Annotated in this window: 16 protein-coding genes; 10 read left to right on the plus strand and 6 right to left on the minus strand. The window is 52.7% G+C overall.

Annotated features, from left to right (window positions below; genetic code table 11):
* Positions 1 to 165: 165 nt before the first annotated feature.
* Positions 166 to 876 carry a hypothetical protein gene (locus tag HB779_RS12125; RefSeq protein WP_188342647.1) on the minus strand — a complete coding sequence of 237 codons (711 nt, stop codon included), beginning with the start codon at positions 874 to 876 and terminating at the stop codon, positions 166 to 168.
* A 293-nt stretch (positions 877 to 1,169) separates the two neighbouring features.
* Between HB779_RS12125 and HB779_RS12130 the strand changes: the two genes are divergently transcribed.
* Entirely contained in the window at positions 1,170 to 2,027 is an 858-nt protein-coding gene (locus tag HB779_RS12130) for an RNase A-like domain-containing protein (RefSeq protein WP_188342648.1), read from the plus strand.
* Positions 2,028 to 2,029: 2 nt separating this feature from the next.
* Positions 2,030 to 2,350 (plus strand): contact-dependent growth inhibition system immunity protein, encoded by a 321-nt coding sequence (locus HB779_RS12135; protein WP_188342649.1) that lies wholly within the window; start codon positions 2,030 to 2,032, stop codon positions 2,348 to 2,350.
* Positions 2,351 to 2,372: 22 nt separating this feature from the next.
* Here HB779_RS12135 and HB779_RS12140 read toward each other — a convergent pair whose 3' ends face one another.
* From HB779_RS12140 to HB779_RS12150, 3 genes are all read right to left on the minus strand, one after another.
* On the minus strand, positions 2,373 to 2,750 hold the full coding sequence (locus HB779_RS12140) for a VOC family protein (protein WP_188342650.1): 378 nt from the start codon (positions 2,748 to 2,750) through the stop codon (positions 2,373 to 2,375).
* A 114-nt stretch (positions 2,751 to 2,864) separates the two neighbouring features.
* Complete coding sequence (locus HB779_RS12145; protein WP_188342651.1) at positions 2,865 to 3,671, minus strand: Stf0 family sulfotransferase; 807 nt, start codon at positions 3,669 to 3,671, stop codon at positions 2,865 to 2,867.
* Between the two features lie 96 nt (positions 3,672 to 3,767).
* Positions 3,768 to 3,983 (minus strand): hypothetical protein, encoded by a 216-nt coding sequence (locus HB779_RS12150; RefSeq protein WP_188342652.1) that lies wholly within the window; start codon positions 3,981 to 3,983, stop codon positions 3,768 to 3,770.
* A gap of 247 nt (positions 3,984 to 4,230) precedes the next feature.
* Between HB779_RS12150 and HB779_RS12155 the strand changes: the two genes are divergently transcribed.
* Positions 4,231 to 4,680, plus strand: a complete 450-nt coding sequence (locus HB779_RS12155; RefSeq protein WP_256440581.1) for a thiol-disulfide oxidoreductase DCC family protein — start codon at positions 4,231 to 4,233, stop codon at positions 4,678 to 4,680.
* A gap of 69 nt (positions 4,681 to 4,749) precedes the next feature.
* Here HB779_RS12155 and HB779_RS25595 read toward each other — a convergent pair whose 3' ends face one another.
* Both HB779_RS25595 and HB779_RS12160 read right to left on the minus strand, forming a co-directional pair.
* A complete protein-coding gene (locus tag HB779_RS25595) occupies positions 4,750 to 4,878 on the minus strand; it encodes a hypothetical protein (protein ID WP_256440582.1) in 129 nt (42 codons plus the stop codon).
* A gap of 679 nt (positions 4,879 to 5,557) precedes the next feature.
* Positions 5,558 to 5,749, minus strand: coding sequence for a hypothetical protein (locus HB779_RS12160; RefSeq protein WP_188342654.1), 192 nt, complete (start codon positions 5,747 to 5,749; stop codon positions 5,558 to 5,560).
* A 737-nt stretch (positions 5,750 to 6,486) separates the two neighbouring features.
* Here HB779_RS12160 and HB779_RS12165 point away from each other — a divergent pair.
* The 7 genes from HB779_RS12165 to HB779_RS12195 all read left to right on the plus strand — a co-directional run bounded on the left by HB779_RS12165 (position 6,487) and on the right by HB779_RS12195 (position 12,861).
* The gene (locus HB779_RS12165) at positions 6,487 to 7,368 is read left to right on the plus strand and encodes a glycine betaine ABC transporter substrate-binding protein (RefSeq protein WP_188342655.1); all 882 of its coding nucleotides are present in this window, start codon (positions 6,487 to 6,489) and stop codon (positions 7,366 to 7,368) included.
* A 103-nt stretch (positions 7,369 to 7,471) separates the two neighbouring features.
* Positions 7,472 to 8,089, plus strand: coding sequence for an ABC transporter permease (locus tag HB779_RS12170; protein WP_188342656.1), 618 nt, complete (start codon positions 7,472 to 7,474; stop codon positions 8,087 to 8,089).
* 10 nt (positions 8,090 to 8,099) lie between these two features.
* Positions 8,100 to 8,741: an ABC transporter permease gene (locus tag HB779_RS12175; RefSeq protein ID WP_188342657.1), complete on the plus strand. Its 642-nt coding sequence runs from the start codon at positions 8,100 to 8,102 to the stop codon at positions 8,739 to 8,741.
* Entirely contained in the window at positions 8,738 to 9,670 is a 933-nt protein-coding gene (locus tag HB779_RS12180; protein ID WP_188342658.1) for an ABC transporter ATP-binding protein, read from the plus strand. Before HB779_RS12175 ends, HB779_RS12180 begins: the two co-directional genes overlap by 4 nt.
* A gap of 49 nt (positions 9,671 to 9,719) precedes the next feature.
* Positions 9,720 to 10,460: a DUF427 domain-containing protein gene (locus HB779_RS12185; RefSeq protein ID WP_188342659.1), complete on the plus strand. Its 741-nt coding sequence runs from the start codon at positions 9,720 to 9,722 to the stop codon at positions 10,458 to 10,460.
* Positions 10,460 to 11,542 carry an LLM class flavin-dependent oxidoreductase gene (locus HB779_RS12190; RefSeq protein WP_188342660.1) on the plus strand — a complete coding sequence of 361 codons (1,083 nt, stop codon included), beginning with the start codon at positions 10,460 to 10,462 and terminating at the stop codon, positions 11,540 to 11,542. The genes HB779_RS12185 and HB779_RS12190 overlap by 1 nt, the downstream gene beginning before the upstream one ends.
* Positions 11,539 to 12,861: an LLM class flavin-dependent oxidoreductase gene (locus HB779_RS12195; protein WP_188342661.1), complete on the plus strand. Its 1,323-nt coding sequence runs from the start codon at positions 11,539 to 11,541 to the stop codon at positions 12,859 to 12,861. Before HB779_RS12190 ends, HB779_RS12195 begins: the two co-directional genes overlap by 4 nt.
* Positions 12,862 to 12,863: the final 2 nt, after the last annotated feature.

Raw genomic sequence — 12,863 nt, forward strand, 5'->3', positions numbered from 1 at the left:
CGGAATATCCACACTTGGTCAGCAAAGCTCCTCGTCAAACCAGTCTCCATACAGAGATAGGCGAGCAACATGGGTTTTACAGTACCAAGTGCATGGGAAGAGCTTCAGGGCTTCCCGCCATGGAAAGCTATGCAAGTTTTGGATGTGACTCGCAAACCGAAAGTCTCAGACTGATGACGTCTTTCTGGGTATCAAAATTCGGACCCTGGGTGCGAACATTTTGTATTCCTTTGCGGGATTACGTTTCGTAACCTGCGTAACGGACAGGCGTTGCTCCAGCGTCAATGTTCCAGGCGGGGCAGAGAGCCGTACACCCAAACCCTTTAAATCTAAAGTTGTTTCTGATTGCGGGTTTTTGAGACGATCCAAACTGCGATGTACACATTGTGTGTGTCGATCTGCTTCTGGATGCCATCGATAAATGTTAACGCACCATATCTCAACTTCTAGCAGGGCTACTCCACTGCGGGCAGTATCTTGAAGCACCTTGTACTGAATATTTATGGATCCTGTGGCGTATCGCCAGTCCGTATAGTCGATTTCAACCTGCGGAACAGGAACGTTCCCGACCATGCCAACGATTGGAGACTTCTGTCCCTCCGCTTCTGACACATCCCTGTTGATCTTTTTAATAACGACTGCGCGAACGTTTTCTGCGTCTTTAAACATTTCAAGCAAGGAGAACTGGATAGGCTCGCCGGATCCGTCTAAATAATGATTGAGATATTTTTCGGCTCGCCCACCTCTTTTCATTTGGGTGTCGCGAGCCAGAGTTGCGATCTTTAAATCTGACCAAGTCTCGGAGTGTCCTGAAATTGCTCCGGCCGCTCGATACGTTCCACAAGCTGCATCTATAAGTATTTTGGGTATTGGCATGCGTCCATTCCAATTTTTCCGTAATGTCTCACAGCTCCTCGGTGTCTACAATAACTAGTCATTACTAGTGAATAAAATGCAGGCATAGTTACGAGTCTTGGAAAGCTCCTCCCGAAATGGAGATGGAGCGGCGGTCCTGAACCGCGAACGGATACGGGCTAATTTTCCATTGTCGGAATCCCTCAAGCTCGATCAGTGACCGACGAAAGCACGAGAGATAATCTGCAGTTCATCCTCCGTTGACAAAATTGTGGCGATTGAAGAACATCAGCGCTCAACACGGCGAGGTTCCAATGTCCGGTGCTATTGAAGATGATGCAGATGTAGGGATTACGATCATTCTGTCTGCCGTTCAGATGGCCGCTGTTATTGAGCGGGAAACCATTGAACAAGACGGAACGATCGGAAACCGGCTGATTGGCGGCTTACGGATTTTAGGCTGCGTCGTGGAGGCTACAGGTGCCGCTGCTCTTTTTGCCGCTCCGGAACCAACCATGGTTACAAAGGTTGGTGGCGGGTTGCTTCTCGCTTATGCTGCCGATCAGGGCTCGACCGGACTGCGTCAGGTCTGGACAGGTCGTGACGAACGTTCGCTCCTCAGTTCCGGAGCCTCAAGCCTTGCCAGACAGATGGGGGCATCACCGTCAACCGCCGACAATGTTGGAATGGCTGCGGAGATTGTCGTGCCATTGGGCACCGCGGCGCTGGTCGGCGCGCTGCGCGCAAGTGCTGTTAGAGCAGGTCGAATATCACTGGCACAGCATGAGGCTGCAGCGGGCAGCCGGCTCGGTGGACACACAATCGACCTTCACGTCGGCAAGACGGAAGGATTTCTGCGTCAGCGGATTATCGACACTGCGACGAGACGCAATGCACCTGCCGCCATTTCCTCATTCACTGACTTTGCGACGGCTGAAACGCACATATCCAGAGCGCTTCAGGTCAACAAGCAGATCATCGCGAATTGGGCCACAACAGCGAGCCCAGGAGCAAAAATGGTACTCAATTTCAATGCCGGAACGACAGTTGGCCGTGGTGTAGTTCGTGCCACCGGCCAGTACGTTCCCATGTCCGGAATGCGCGTTGTCTTGAAAAAGGAAACGTATAACGGTTTGACTCATTTCATTCTGACTGCGTATCCGGCACTTTGAACATGAAACAGGAACCACAGGATTTTCCGGAGCTTTTCCAACTCATTGGCGGGTATTTCCACCAGGATATGGATTTGGAACATGAGACTGTACCCGAGGCAATCTCGGCCTATGCCAGGGTTTCAGATGAAAGCACAAAAGCAAAGTTGATTGCGGAGATGGCCCGCTTCCTCCTTGTTTTTAAAGGAAGTGCCGAACAGGAATTTAAACAGCGATACTGGCAAGAGATAAACGTTGAAGATCTCGAACAAACAGTCCCCGAGTTTTTTGATATGGTGCGGGCCATTTTGACAAAGCCGGACGATTACCGGCGATTTGAATAACGAGCGGTTCTAGAAGTAGAAGTCACGAGACATCAGGTTCGTGGCACACCATTTCGATATTGTGCCCGTCTGGATCAATGACGAAAGCTGCATAATAGTTCGCGTGGTAGCGCGGGCGCAGACCAGGCGCACCATTGTCTTTGCCACCGGTCTGCAGAGCCGCGCGATAGAATGCGTCGACCTGCTCGCGTTTCTCGGCTGTAAATGCCAGGTGAAGATGCGCTGGCTTCTCATCGGTTTGGTACAGACATAAGGATGCTTTGCCCTTTGGGCTAAGCTCGACGCCGTAAGTGGGGACACCTTCTCCAACAATGGCCACGCCAAGCGGTTCGAGTGCCTTGAGATAAAACGCTTTGCTCGCTGCGTAGTCGCTGACGCCAAATTTCACGTGGTCAAACATGAGTTCTCCTGAAGTAAGCAGGCGCCGGATATTGCCGTTACTGCCTTCTTGTTATGTTAAATACAATGCCAATCAGCGCCAAGCATTTGTTAAAGCCGAACGACATAGAGCTCTTCATTGAGACGCGCAGATTGCCGAATTCTGTGCTTCGGGAAACGTCGGCTCAGTCATTTTTTCAATGTCTGAACTGTATCGGCGCATCCAGTCAGCGCTAATTTCATCCGACAGCTTTGCAACACCAGGTTTTATTGTATCGGCAGATGGTGACGATACACCCAAAGCATCACAGATGCGGGCAAGCGTTTCTGCGGGCTCGACTGCGAGTGTCTCATAAGCAATATGAAGTGGCTTGATCTTCTGATCATCAAACCCTGATATCCACGCCGCGTCATACCGTTCCAGATCCGTCCTTTCACGATGAATGCGTTCAAAGTCGTATTCAGGGTGCTTTGGTGTGCCGACCCTTTCAATTTCTGTGCCGTCCGGCGCAATATGCCAAAGGCCCGTCTGTTCAGCTTTTATCAGCGAGATGGCCTGCGCGAGCTTATCCTCACGGGTGAGGTGAATGTAGAGGGGATGACCGAAAGCGGCCTCCAGACGCATCTTATCTGAGGGAAGCAACGGGAAAATCTGATCGAGAAATGCAGAAAGCTCGTCAAGATTCTCTCTCATGAGACGAAGGCCGAAAACATCGGTCCCGGCCTTTCCCGCTTTGATGACGGCTTTTAAATATGCATTCTTGAAATCGGTTTCTCCCAGTGTTTGCGCATCCGGCAGCCCCCATTGCTCCACCCACCGGGATATGCTCTGGCGGCGAAAGAATGATTTGGGATTGCCAGCGACGTTCGTGGATTTGAGAAGATCGCAAAGCAGGGTACTGCCGGTTCTCGGCGTGCCGCAAATGATATATCCGCTAAACATGGTATTGGCCTGTGCATTCAGCTTGAACCGGAGAGAGTGTAAGTCTCAACGGCTGATGTGAGCGATAATATTGAACCCAAACTGTGACCGTTTTATTCAGTCACCTCCGCCACCATCACCGCCGCTGCTATCACAGGATGAGGAACTGGTATCGCAGGATGCTCCCGCTGCACTATCACCACTATCTCCAGTGGCGTTCGCGTCAGCTTTGCCTGTGTCCCGTGGCGTAGAATAGAGAAATTCGCGAACGACGAGCACGGCGAGGATGATGCCAAGTGAGATAAAGAAGCCGGTTTCGAGTATCTCAATCATTTTTTGATCTCTTGGAGCCAACGTGTCTGCTTGTGATTGTTAACAGTTAAGCGAGCGTCCGGGTAGATTGCATAGAACACCAAGGGGTCGGATGATCACCAAACGCAACGGCCCACACTGATATGTCTGGGACCGTCGACTTTGCTGCCTCCCGCAGTTGCAACAATGCAGGCTTATCCCTATGTCCAGAACATATCTGTAAGGAATTTTATTTGGATATGTCCCAACGTTATGGTGAAGCATGGACTTGAAGAACAGCACCGGGACGATTCCATCGCCTGTCGAGCTCAACGAGATTATCTCGCGAGGGCCGATTGTCGTATTTGATGCACTCTGTGTGATGTGTTCAACGAACGCACAGTTCATTCTTCGTCATGATCATCAACGCCGCTTTCGTCTGGCTTCAATGCAGGACGGGGTAGGGGCAGCGCTTTATCGGCGCAGTGGCATTGATCCCCACGATCCGGAAACAATGATTCTCGTTGATCGGGAGCAAGTGCTTAGAAATTCTGATGCGGTTCTGGCGATTTATGCGGGGCTTGGCTGGCCGTGGCGGATTGCCGGTCTATTGCGCGTGGTGCCACGCTTTATCCGCGATCCTTTGTATCGGGTGATTGCCCGGAACCGGCATTGGCTTTTTGGCAGGCACGAAACATGTTGGCTGCCGGACCCAGCAGATCGGGACCGCCTGATCTAGGACAAGTCTGAAATTGGAATGAGCATCAGTGCTGAAACTTTTCGCCGCTCAAAAGCATGAGACGTTTCGTCAAGCCATGGACGAGCAGAGCTGACTAATCAGCACGGCTATTGCAAGAGCAAAGCCAAACACAAGTAAGTGCGCCCAGGCTGGCGTATTATAGTGCAAGTGCTGTTCGTCTTCATCATCTTCATACATTCGAATGTTCCCTGAATTCGTCTGCAGATGCCCATTCCATCAAGATGAAACAGAAATGTCAAAGCTAATTCATGAAATTAATTCATTTCGTGCACAAAAAGTTCCCGACTGTGACAATATTTTGCCGCGTATCAGCCGTGGCGCGAGGTGATTCACTTTGGCGCTTATGCTACGGTCGGGAGAAGGATTGCGCTTTTTTCAAAGGAAAAATATAGCCGCGCGCACTCAATGATGCGTTCAGGTTGAAATTCATTTTTTCAACTTAAAATTGAAATGCGTAAGCTCTGCCGATCATCCAGACAATAACCAGAATGACAAGCATGATGATTGCAAGCCGCCAGGAGCCTGCAAATACGCTGGGTTGTTTATTATCGTCAGACATATGTTGGAGTTCCAGGCTGGCACAAAACTGAATTAAATTAGATACAACTTTTACGGGAATATGCAATCAGAACATCTGTAATTATAGAAGTGAAAATGTCGTGATCTTCGTCCCGCCGCAGCTATATTTACGCTGCGCCATTCACGAGCAGATCAGAAACAAGATGAAAAATATAGTGAGACTATAAGGCTAAGCCATTTGATCCGGCGCGATTGCCGGATGCCTTGAGAATGTGGCCACTTTGCCTGTAAAATCTTGGTCGAGACGTTCCGGCTTCATGTTTGGCGCAGGCCAAAACTACTTGGCGAGCATCTTGACTTTGAGTTTGCGCACGATGTGACGCGACTTCAGCTTTTTGACAAGCCGGTCCTCGAGCTTGACACGCCGCGCTGCAAGCTCATCCCAGTTCGGCAACGCAACTGCTTTGGTTGTGGTGGTCTTTCCGGTCTTCTTTTTGGTGGCTGGCTTTTCAGTATGATGTGTCGCCATTTCGTTCTCTTGTTTTGAATGGCCCGGATTTCGGTAATCTTCCAAAAAGTACAAAGTAAGCACTCAAGCGGCCCTTTCCAAACATTCTCAGCCAAAGCGATGGCAGGTCTGATGTCAGCAAATTGGAGGAGGGGGCGAAACACAAGACGATATCCGCCAAAAAAAGCCGTTCGGCGACACATACTTGTACTTTAGTCTCAATTCTTGAAACTTTTCCAAAAGTGCGGGGCCTTTAGCGTTGTAATGCCACAAAACCACATGAAATCTGATAGATACGGCGGCATGCGAGAGGATGATCTCGTCGCATTATTTCAAAAAATTGAAACATTTTTTGCTGATTCCATCAGGCCCGGCAGAATCGATTCATCAGACAAAACGAATGCGGAGATTTCTTCTCGGGGCCCGGATTTCGGTAAAAATTGGCGGAGCTTCACGGGCTGTTTTGGATAGGGATTCTGATCCTCATGGTACCGATAGGTGTTTCATCCAAAGCGTGGGAATCCGGTGGCGAGGACAGCCCTATTCGTTTTACACGCGCGGCGCTCCGCCTCCACAATTGATAAATTTTTTCAAAGAGCAATGCCCCGATTGCAATCGGGTGGCAAATAATTTCTACTTAGGCGGGAAATATTGGGAGTTTGTTCTACGAACTTGACGCCCGGGATTGCTAGCATGCGAAATGAACAACGAAACCAGTAGGATACGTAAAAATCCTACGTCAGCTCGCAGGGTAAATCATGATTTTGAAAAGCGTAGCCTCCATGGGGTTGGGGGTGTTGGTGGCATTGGCGGCAGCAACGCCGGGCTTTGCACAGGCAGTTAAGATCGGCAGCAAGAATTTCACCGAACAATTTGTCGTTGCAGAGATCTATGCGCAGGCCCTGGAGAAGGCCGGTGTTCAGGTTGAACGCCGCACCAATCTTGGTGCAACGCTGATCGCCCATTCCGCATTGGTGAACGGCGAAATCGACCTCTACCCGGAATATACTGGCACTGCGCTTGCCGCCGTTGTGAAGGGCGATCTGTCCGGCTCGGCGGACAAGATCTACAAGGACGTCAAGGATTATTACGAGAAGAACCTGCAGCTAACGCTGCTTGAACCCACCAAGATCAACAATGGCTATGCGATCATCACGCTGCCGGAAACTGCCGAAAAATACAAACTGAAGACGCTGACTGATCTGGGGCCTGTTTCGAAAGACCTGAGCTTTGGCGCAGAGGGTGGCTTCGGTGAGCGCAAGGACGGCTTGCCGGGTCTCAAACAGACATATGGCATTGTGTTCAAGGATTTCCGCATCTTCGCCAAGCTCGGCATCCGCTACAGCGCGCTCACCAGCAAGAACATCGATGTGTCCTATGGGTTCAGCACTGATTGGCAGATTTCAGACAACAAGCTTGTCGTGCTGGATGATGATAAGCACTTGTTCCCGCCCTATTATCTGGTGCCGGTCGTCCGCCAGGACACATTGGCCAAGAATCCGAAGATTGCCGAAGTTCTCAACAAGGTCAGTCCATTGCTGACCAATGAGAACATGCGTGAACTCAATGCCGCAGTCGAGCGCGACAAGAAAGAACCGAAGGAAGTTGCAGAAGCCTTCCTGAAGGAAAAAGGCATCTAAAGTCATAGGGGCAGGGCCATTGGACCTTCGCTCTTTTGCAGACGATACGGCGGAGATGACTGCATCTCCGCTGTTTTATTCCAATTGATACGGAACAATAAGAGTGAACTGGGCTCCCAAGCATATTCCTGAGATTCTCAACGCAACCTGGCAGCATCTGGTGTTGTCGGTTTCCTCTGTGTTGATCGGGCTGGTCATTGCGCTGGTTCTCGGGATCATTTGCGCCCGGCGGCAGAGACTCTATGCCTTCGTTCTCACGATAACGGGCATCATTTTCGTCATTCCCAGCCTCGCATTGTTTGCATTGTTGATCCCGTGGCTTGGACTTGGCACCAAGCCGGCACTAGTGGGGCTCTCGTCCTATTGCCTGCTTATTTTGTTGCGCAACGTGGTGACCGGCCTGCGCGGTGTTCCTGCCGATGTACTCGATGCAGCTGACGGCATGGGCTATAACGGGTGGCAGCGCCTTGTGCGCATTGAACTCCCACTGGCTTTGCCTCTGATCGTTTCTGGTATTCGTATTGCACTCGTCACCGTTATTGGCATTGCCACTGTCGCGGCCTTTATCGACGGCGGCGGTCTTGGCACGATTATTCTGATGGGCATTGACCAAAGCTACACTGAAAAGATCCTCGTTGGCGGTATTCTGACTGCACTTATGGCCATCTTCTTCGATCTCGTTCTGAGCCAGGCTGAAAAAGCTCTGGTTCGCTGGCGGTGAGGGTGTGACCATGCTGATCACCGCATTCACCTGGATCGTCAACAACCAGCCGGAATTTCTGCGTGCGCTCGGCCAGCATCTGGTGATGTCCGGTATTTCGCTGGTTTTTGCGCTCGCCATTGGCCTGCCTCTCGCCATTCTCATTATCAACCGGAGCGGGCTGGCTTTCACGGTCATCAATTCCATCAACGCATTGCGCACCATTCCCAGCCTTGCCATTCTTGCAATCATGATGCCATTGCTTGGCATAGGCCTGTGGCCGTCCATCGTCGCGCTCACCGTTCTGGCCTTGCCGCCCATCTTGCTCAATGCGTATATTGGCCTGCGCGATGTCGACCCTGACGCAGTGGAAGCAGCCATTGGCATGGGCATGAGCCGGGGACAGGTGCTGCGTAAAATCCGTGTTCCGCTTGCCGCGCCGGCCATGTTTGCAGGTGCCCGTACAGCCGCAGTGCAGGTGCTTGCGGGGGCGACGCTCGCGCCGTTCATTGGCGGCGGTGGTCTTGGCGATTTTATCGCTGTCGGCATCAGTATGATGGATATGTCGCGCCTTCTGGTTGGAGCCATTCCCATCGCCCTGCTGGCACTTGCCACCGAGTTCACTCTTGGCTTTGCCGAAAAAGTCTTCTTCGCAGAGAGAAAAACCGCATGATCAATATGAAACACGTCACCAAGCGCTATACGGAAGGCAGCGTTGCTTCGGTTGACGATCTCAGCCTTATCGTACCCGAAGGGTCCACGGTTGCGCTGATCGGCCCGTCCGGCTGCGGCAAGACAACGACAATGCGCATGATCAACCGGCTGATTGACCCGACTGAGGGCACAATCATCGTCAATGGCGAGGATGTCACCAAAGTTGATCCGGTTATCCTGCGCCGCCACATTGGTTATGTGATTCAGCAGGTTGGCCTGTTTCCGCACATGACCATTGCCCAGAATATCGCCGCTGTACCCAAACTTCTTGGCTGGGACGATGCAAAAATCAGAAACCGCACGGATGAACTGCTGCATCTTGTTGGTCTTGATCCGGCTGAAATGCTGAAACGCTTTCCGCGCCAGCTTTCGGGCGGACAGCGTCAGCGCATCGGTGTGGCGCGTGCGCTTGCAGCTGATCCGCCAGTGCTTTTGATGGATGAGCCTTTTGGCGCAATCGATCCAATTGCACGCACCCGTCTGCAGGATGAATTCCGGCAGATTCTCCAGCGTGTCCGCAAAACGGTGGTGCTTGTTACCCATGATCTTGATGAAGCCATTCGCCTTGGTGACCGGATTGCGATCATGAAGAGCGGCAAGATCGTTCAGTACGACACGCCTGACGCCATCCTGTCACGTCCCGCTGACGCATTTGTCGAAAACTTCGTCGGCATAGACCGGGCAATCAAGCGCCTGAGCCTGTTTACTGTCAGCAATGCCATGACGTCAGACAAACCGCGGGATGGAGCACATACTGTCGCGCCCGCCAGCAATCTGCGCGATGCGCTGGCGCTGATGGTTGCGGCAAACAGCGACTTGCTTGCCGTGGTTGATGCAACCGGAGTGGTGAAGGGGCAACTGACCCGGGACGCTATTTTTTCAGTCTGACCTCAGCCGGTCAGGCATAGCCAAACAAATGCAACTTTGGAGATGTCACATGTCCATTGCCTATCGTTCTTCGGAAATTCCAGCCGTCCTGATTGAGCCAACCCATCGCCGCATACGCCTGAAAATCGGTGAGCAGACAATCGCCGATACCATACACGCGATTGTCATTTATGAGAACGGTGGACACCCGGTCTACTACTTGCCCAAGAGCGATTTTCACGAAGGCGCGCTCAAACCATCGTCCAAAACAGGCGCGTCACCGGCTTTGGGGGCAAGGCGCTATTGGTCGCTGGAAGGCGCTGAAGACAGCGCGTGGAGCTACGAGACTGTTCCGGATGGAGTGCCGGACTTTTCCGGTTACACGACCGTTGCCTGGAATGCCGTGCGCTGGTTTGAGGAAGATGAGGAAATCTTTGGCCACCCGCGCAATGTTCATTGGCGGGTTGATACTATCAACAGTTCCCGCCTTGTCGAAGTGTTTGTCGATGGCAAGCTGGTGGCACGAACCACCCGGGCGATCTTCCTGTTTGAGACGAACCTCATCGCGCGCTACTATTTCCCCGCCGAAGACCTCATAGCCGGGTCATTGACCGATAGTCCACTGACGACCTATTGCCCCTATAAGGGCAGGGCATCCTATTACCATTTTGATCTCGACGGAAAACGCCATGAGAACATCGTCTGGTATTATCCAGAACCTCTCCATGAAAGCAGCCGGATCAAGGGGCTGATCTCCTTCTATAATGAAAAGATCGACGAGATACGTGTCAGCGCCGGTGATGCGGGCTGATGCATATTGGCCTCGCCCTGTCGCCGTTCGGCCATCATCCGGCAGCATGGCGCGAGATGAGTGGCGATACACATGCGCTCGGCTTCACGCATCTGGCTGCACAGGTGAAAGCCGCCGAGGAAGGCGGGTTTGATTTTGTGCTGTTGGCAGATCGTTTCGGCCATCGGCCTTTGAACAGCCTTTCTCCGCTTGCGGTTCCTTTCGAACCGACCACGCTTGTGGCGGCTCTTGCAACAGTCGCCAACAGGATTGGCTTTGTAGCAACGGCATCGACAAGCCAGCACGAACCCTACAATCTCGCCCGGCGATTTGCCTCAATGGATTCGATCAGCGAGGGCCGGACAGGCTGGAACATAATCATATCGGAACAGCTTGACCGCGATCACGAATATCTTGAGGTCGTACGGGGTCTCTGGGACAGTTGGGAAGACGACGCCTTTGTCTATGACAAGGTGCGCGGGCGTGTCTTTGAGCCTGATAAGATGCACGTCCTCAATCACAAGGGAACGTATTTCACGGTTCGCGGGCCGCTCAATGTCAATCGCTCGCCGCAGGGACGGCCGGTCATCACTCAAAGTCTGACGCCGGAAACAATCGAACTTGCTGCTCGCTCTGCCGATGTGATTTTTCTCGCCGCCTCTTCGCTGGATGATGCGAAGGTGCTGATCAGCGAATTTCTTCATCGTCTGCAGATCGCGGGGCGCGAACGTCAGCATGTCCGCATTCTCGCAAACGCCGTTCCTTATATCGGCAAGACAAGCGAGGACGCGCAGGCGCTGTTCGATAGGCTCGGCTCACAGCCGGTCCTGCCCGATACCGATCCTCAAGGACTTCAGGCAATTGGCACCGCCGTCGATATTGTCGACACGCTGCAGCTGTGGACCCAAACCTTGGGTATCGATGGCTTCATCATTCTGCCGCCGATTGTTCTAGAGGGCGTGACAGGTTTTGTCGACGCGATTGTCCCGGAACTCCAACGGCGTGGTCTTTTCCGTAATGCCTATGATGGAAAGACACTGCGCGATCATCTCGGTCTTCCGTATCCACCTCATCCTGCGACACGTAAAGAGCGTGAGTCATGAGCAGCCAACAGATGAAACTCGGAGCGTTTCTCATGGCGGGCGGCCATCACATCGCTGCATGGCGTCATCCGGATGCACATGCAAATGCCGGTGGTGATATCAGACACTTCATCGCACTGGCGCAGATGGCTGAAGCGGCCAAATTCGACATGGTCTTTATCGAAGACGCCGCTGCTATTCGTGAACGTAATCCCGATATCGCCAGCCAAGCCGCACGCTCGACCAGCTTCGAGCCGCTTAGCCTGTTGGCGGCGCTGGCCGTCAACACGACACATATCGGGCTCGTTGCCACAGCATCAACGACCTACAATGAACCCTATGGTCTGGCGCGTACCTTCGCCTCGCTGGATCAACTCAGCGGCGGACGAGCTGGTTGGAATTTGGTGACATCGGCCAGTGAGCTTGAGGCAGAGAATTTTGTTTCAAGCGGTTTGAGACCACACCATCAGCGCTACGAGCGGGCCCAGGAGTTTGCCGAGGCAGCCGTGGCGGTCTGGGATAGTGTGGATGATGGTGCCTATGTGATCGACGGCGAGCGCGGCATCTATGCCGATCCATCAAAGCTGTATCCCGTTGATCACAATGGCGCACATTTCACTGTTACCGGGATACTTGATAGCCAGCGTTCGCCGCAAGGTAGGCCTTTGATGGTACAGGCAGGCGCATCGGATGCCGGCAAGGATCTTGCCGCAAAGACTGCGGATGTTGTCTTTTCGGCAGCCCAGACCATTGGTGAAGCGCAAGCTTTTTATGCCGATTTGAAAGCGCGATTGCCGAAATTCGGCCGTCATGCAGATCAACTCAAGATCATGCCGGGCGTTTCACCCATCGTTGGCAGTACGGAAAGCGAAGCGCGGGCAAAATACAAGGCCTTGCAGGAACTGATCCCGGATGAAGTCGGCGTTGCCCTGCTTGCGAGCTATCTCAGCATCAAGGATCTATCGAAGCATTCCCTCGATGGCCCTTTGCCGGAAATGCCGCAAACCGATGGCATTCAGAGCCGGCAGCAACTCATCATTGATCTTGGCCGCCGTGATAATCTGTCGATCCGCGAATTGGCCCGTCATTTTGCCGGAGCGCGGGGACACTGGCAGCTGATCGGTACGCCAGGCCAGATTGTCGATGAGCTGGAAGAGCGGTTCCTTGGCAAAGCCGCCGACGGCTTTAATGTCATGCCGCCACTTTTTCCGACAGGGCGTGACGATTTCGTCACGCTGGTTGTGCCGGAATTGCGCCGTCGCGGTCTCTTCCGCACGGAGTATGAAGGGCGCACATTGCGGGAAAATCTTGGCATCAAAATACCGGCGCGTGCAGCATGAAC

The organism is Phyllobacterium sp. 628, from assembly GCF_014189505.1.
GTDB lineage: Bacteria > Pseudomonadota > Alphaproteobacteria > Rhizobiales > Rhizobiaceae > Phyllobacterium.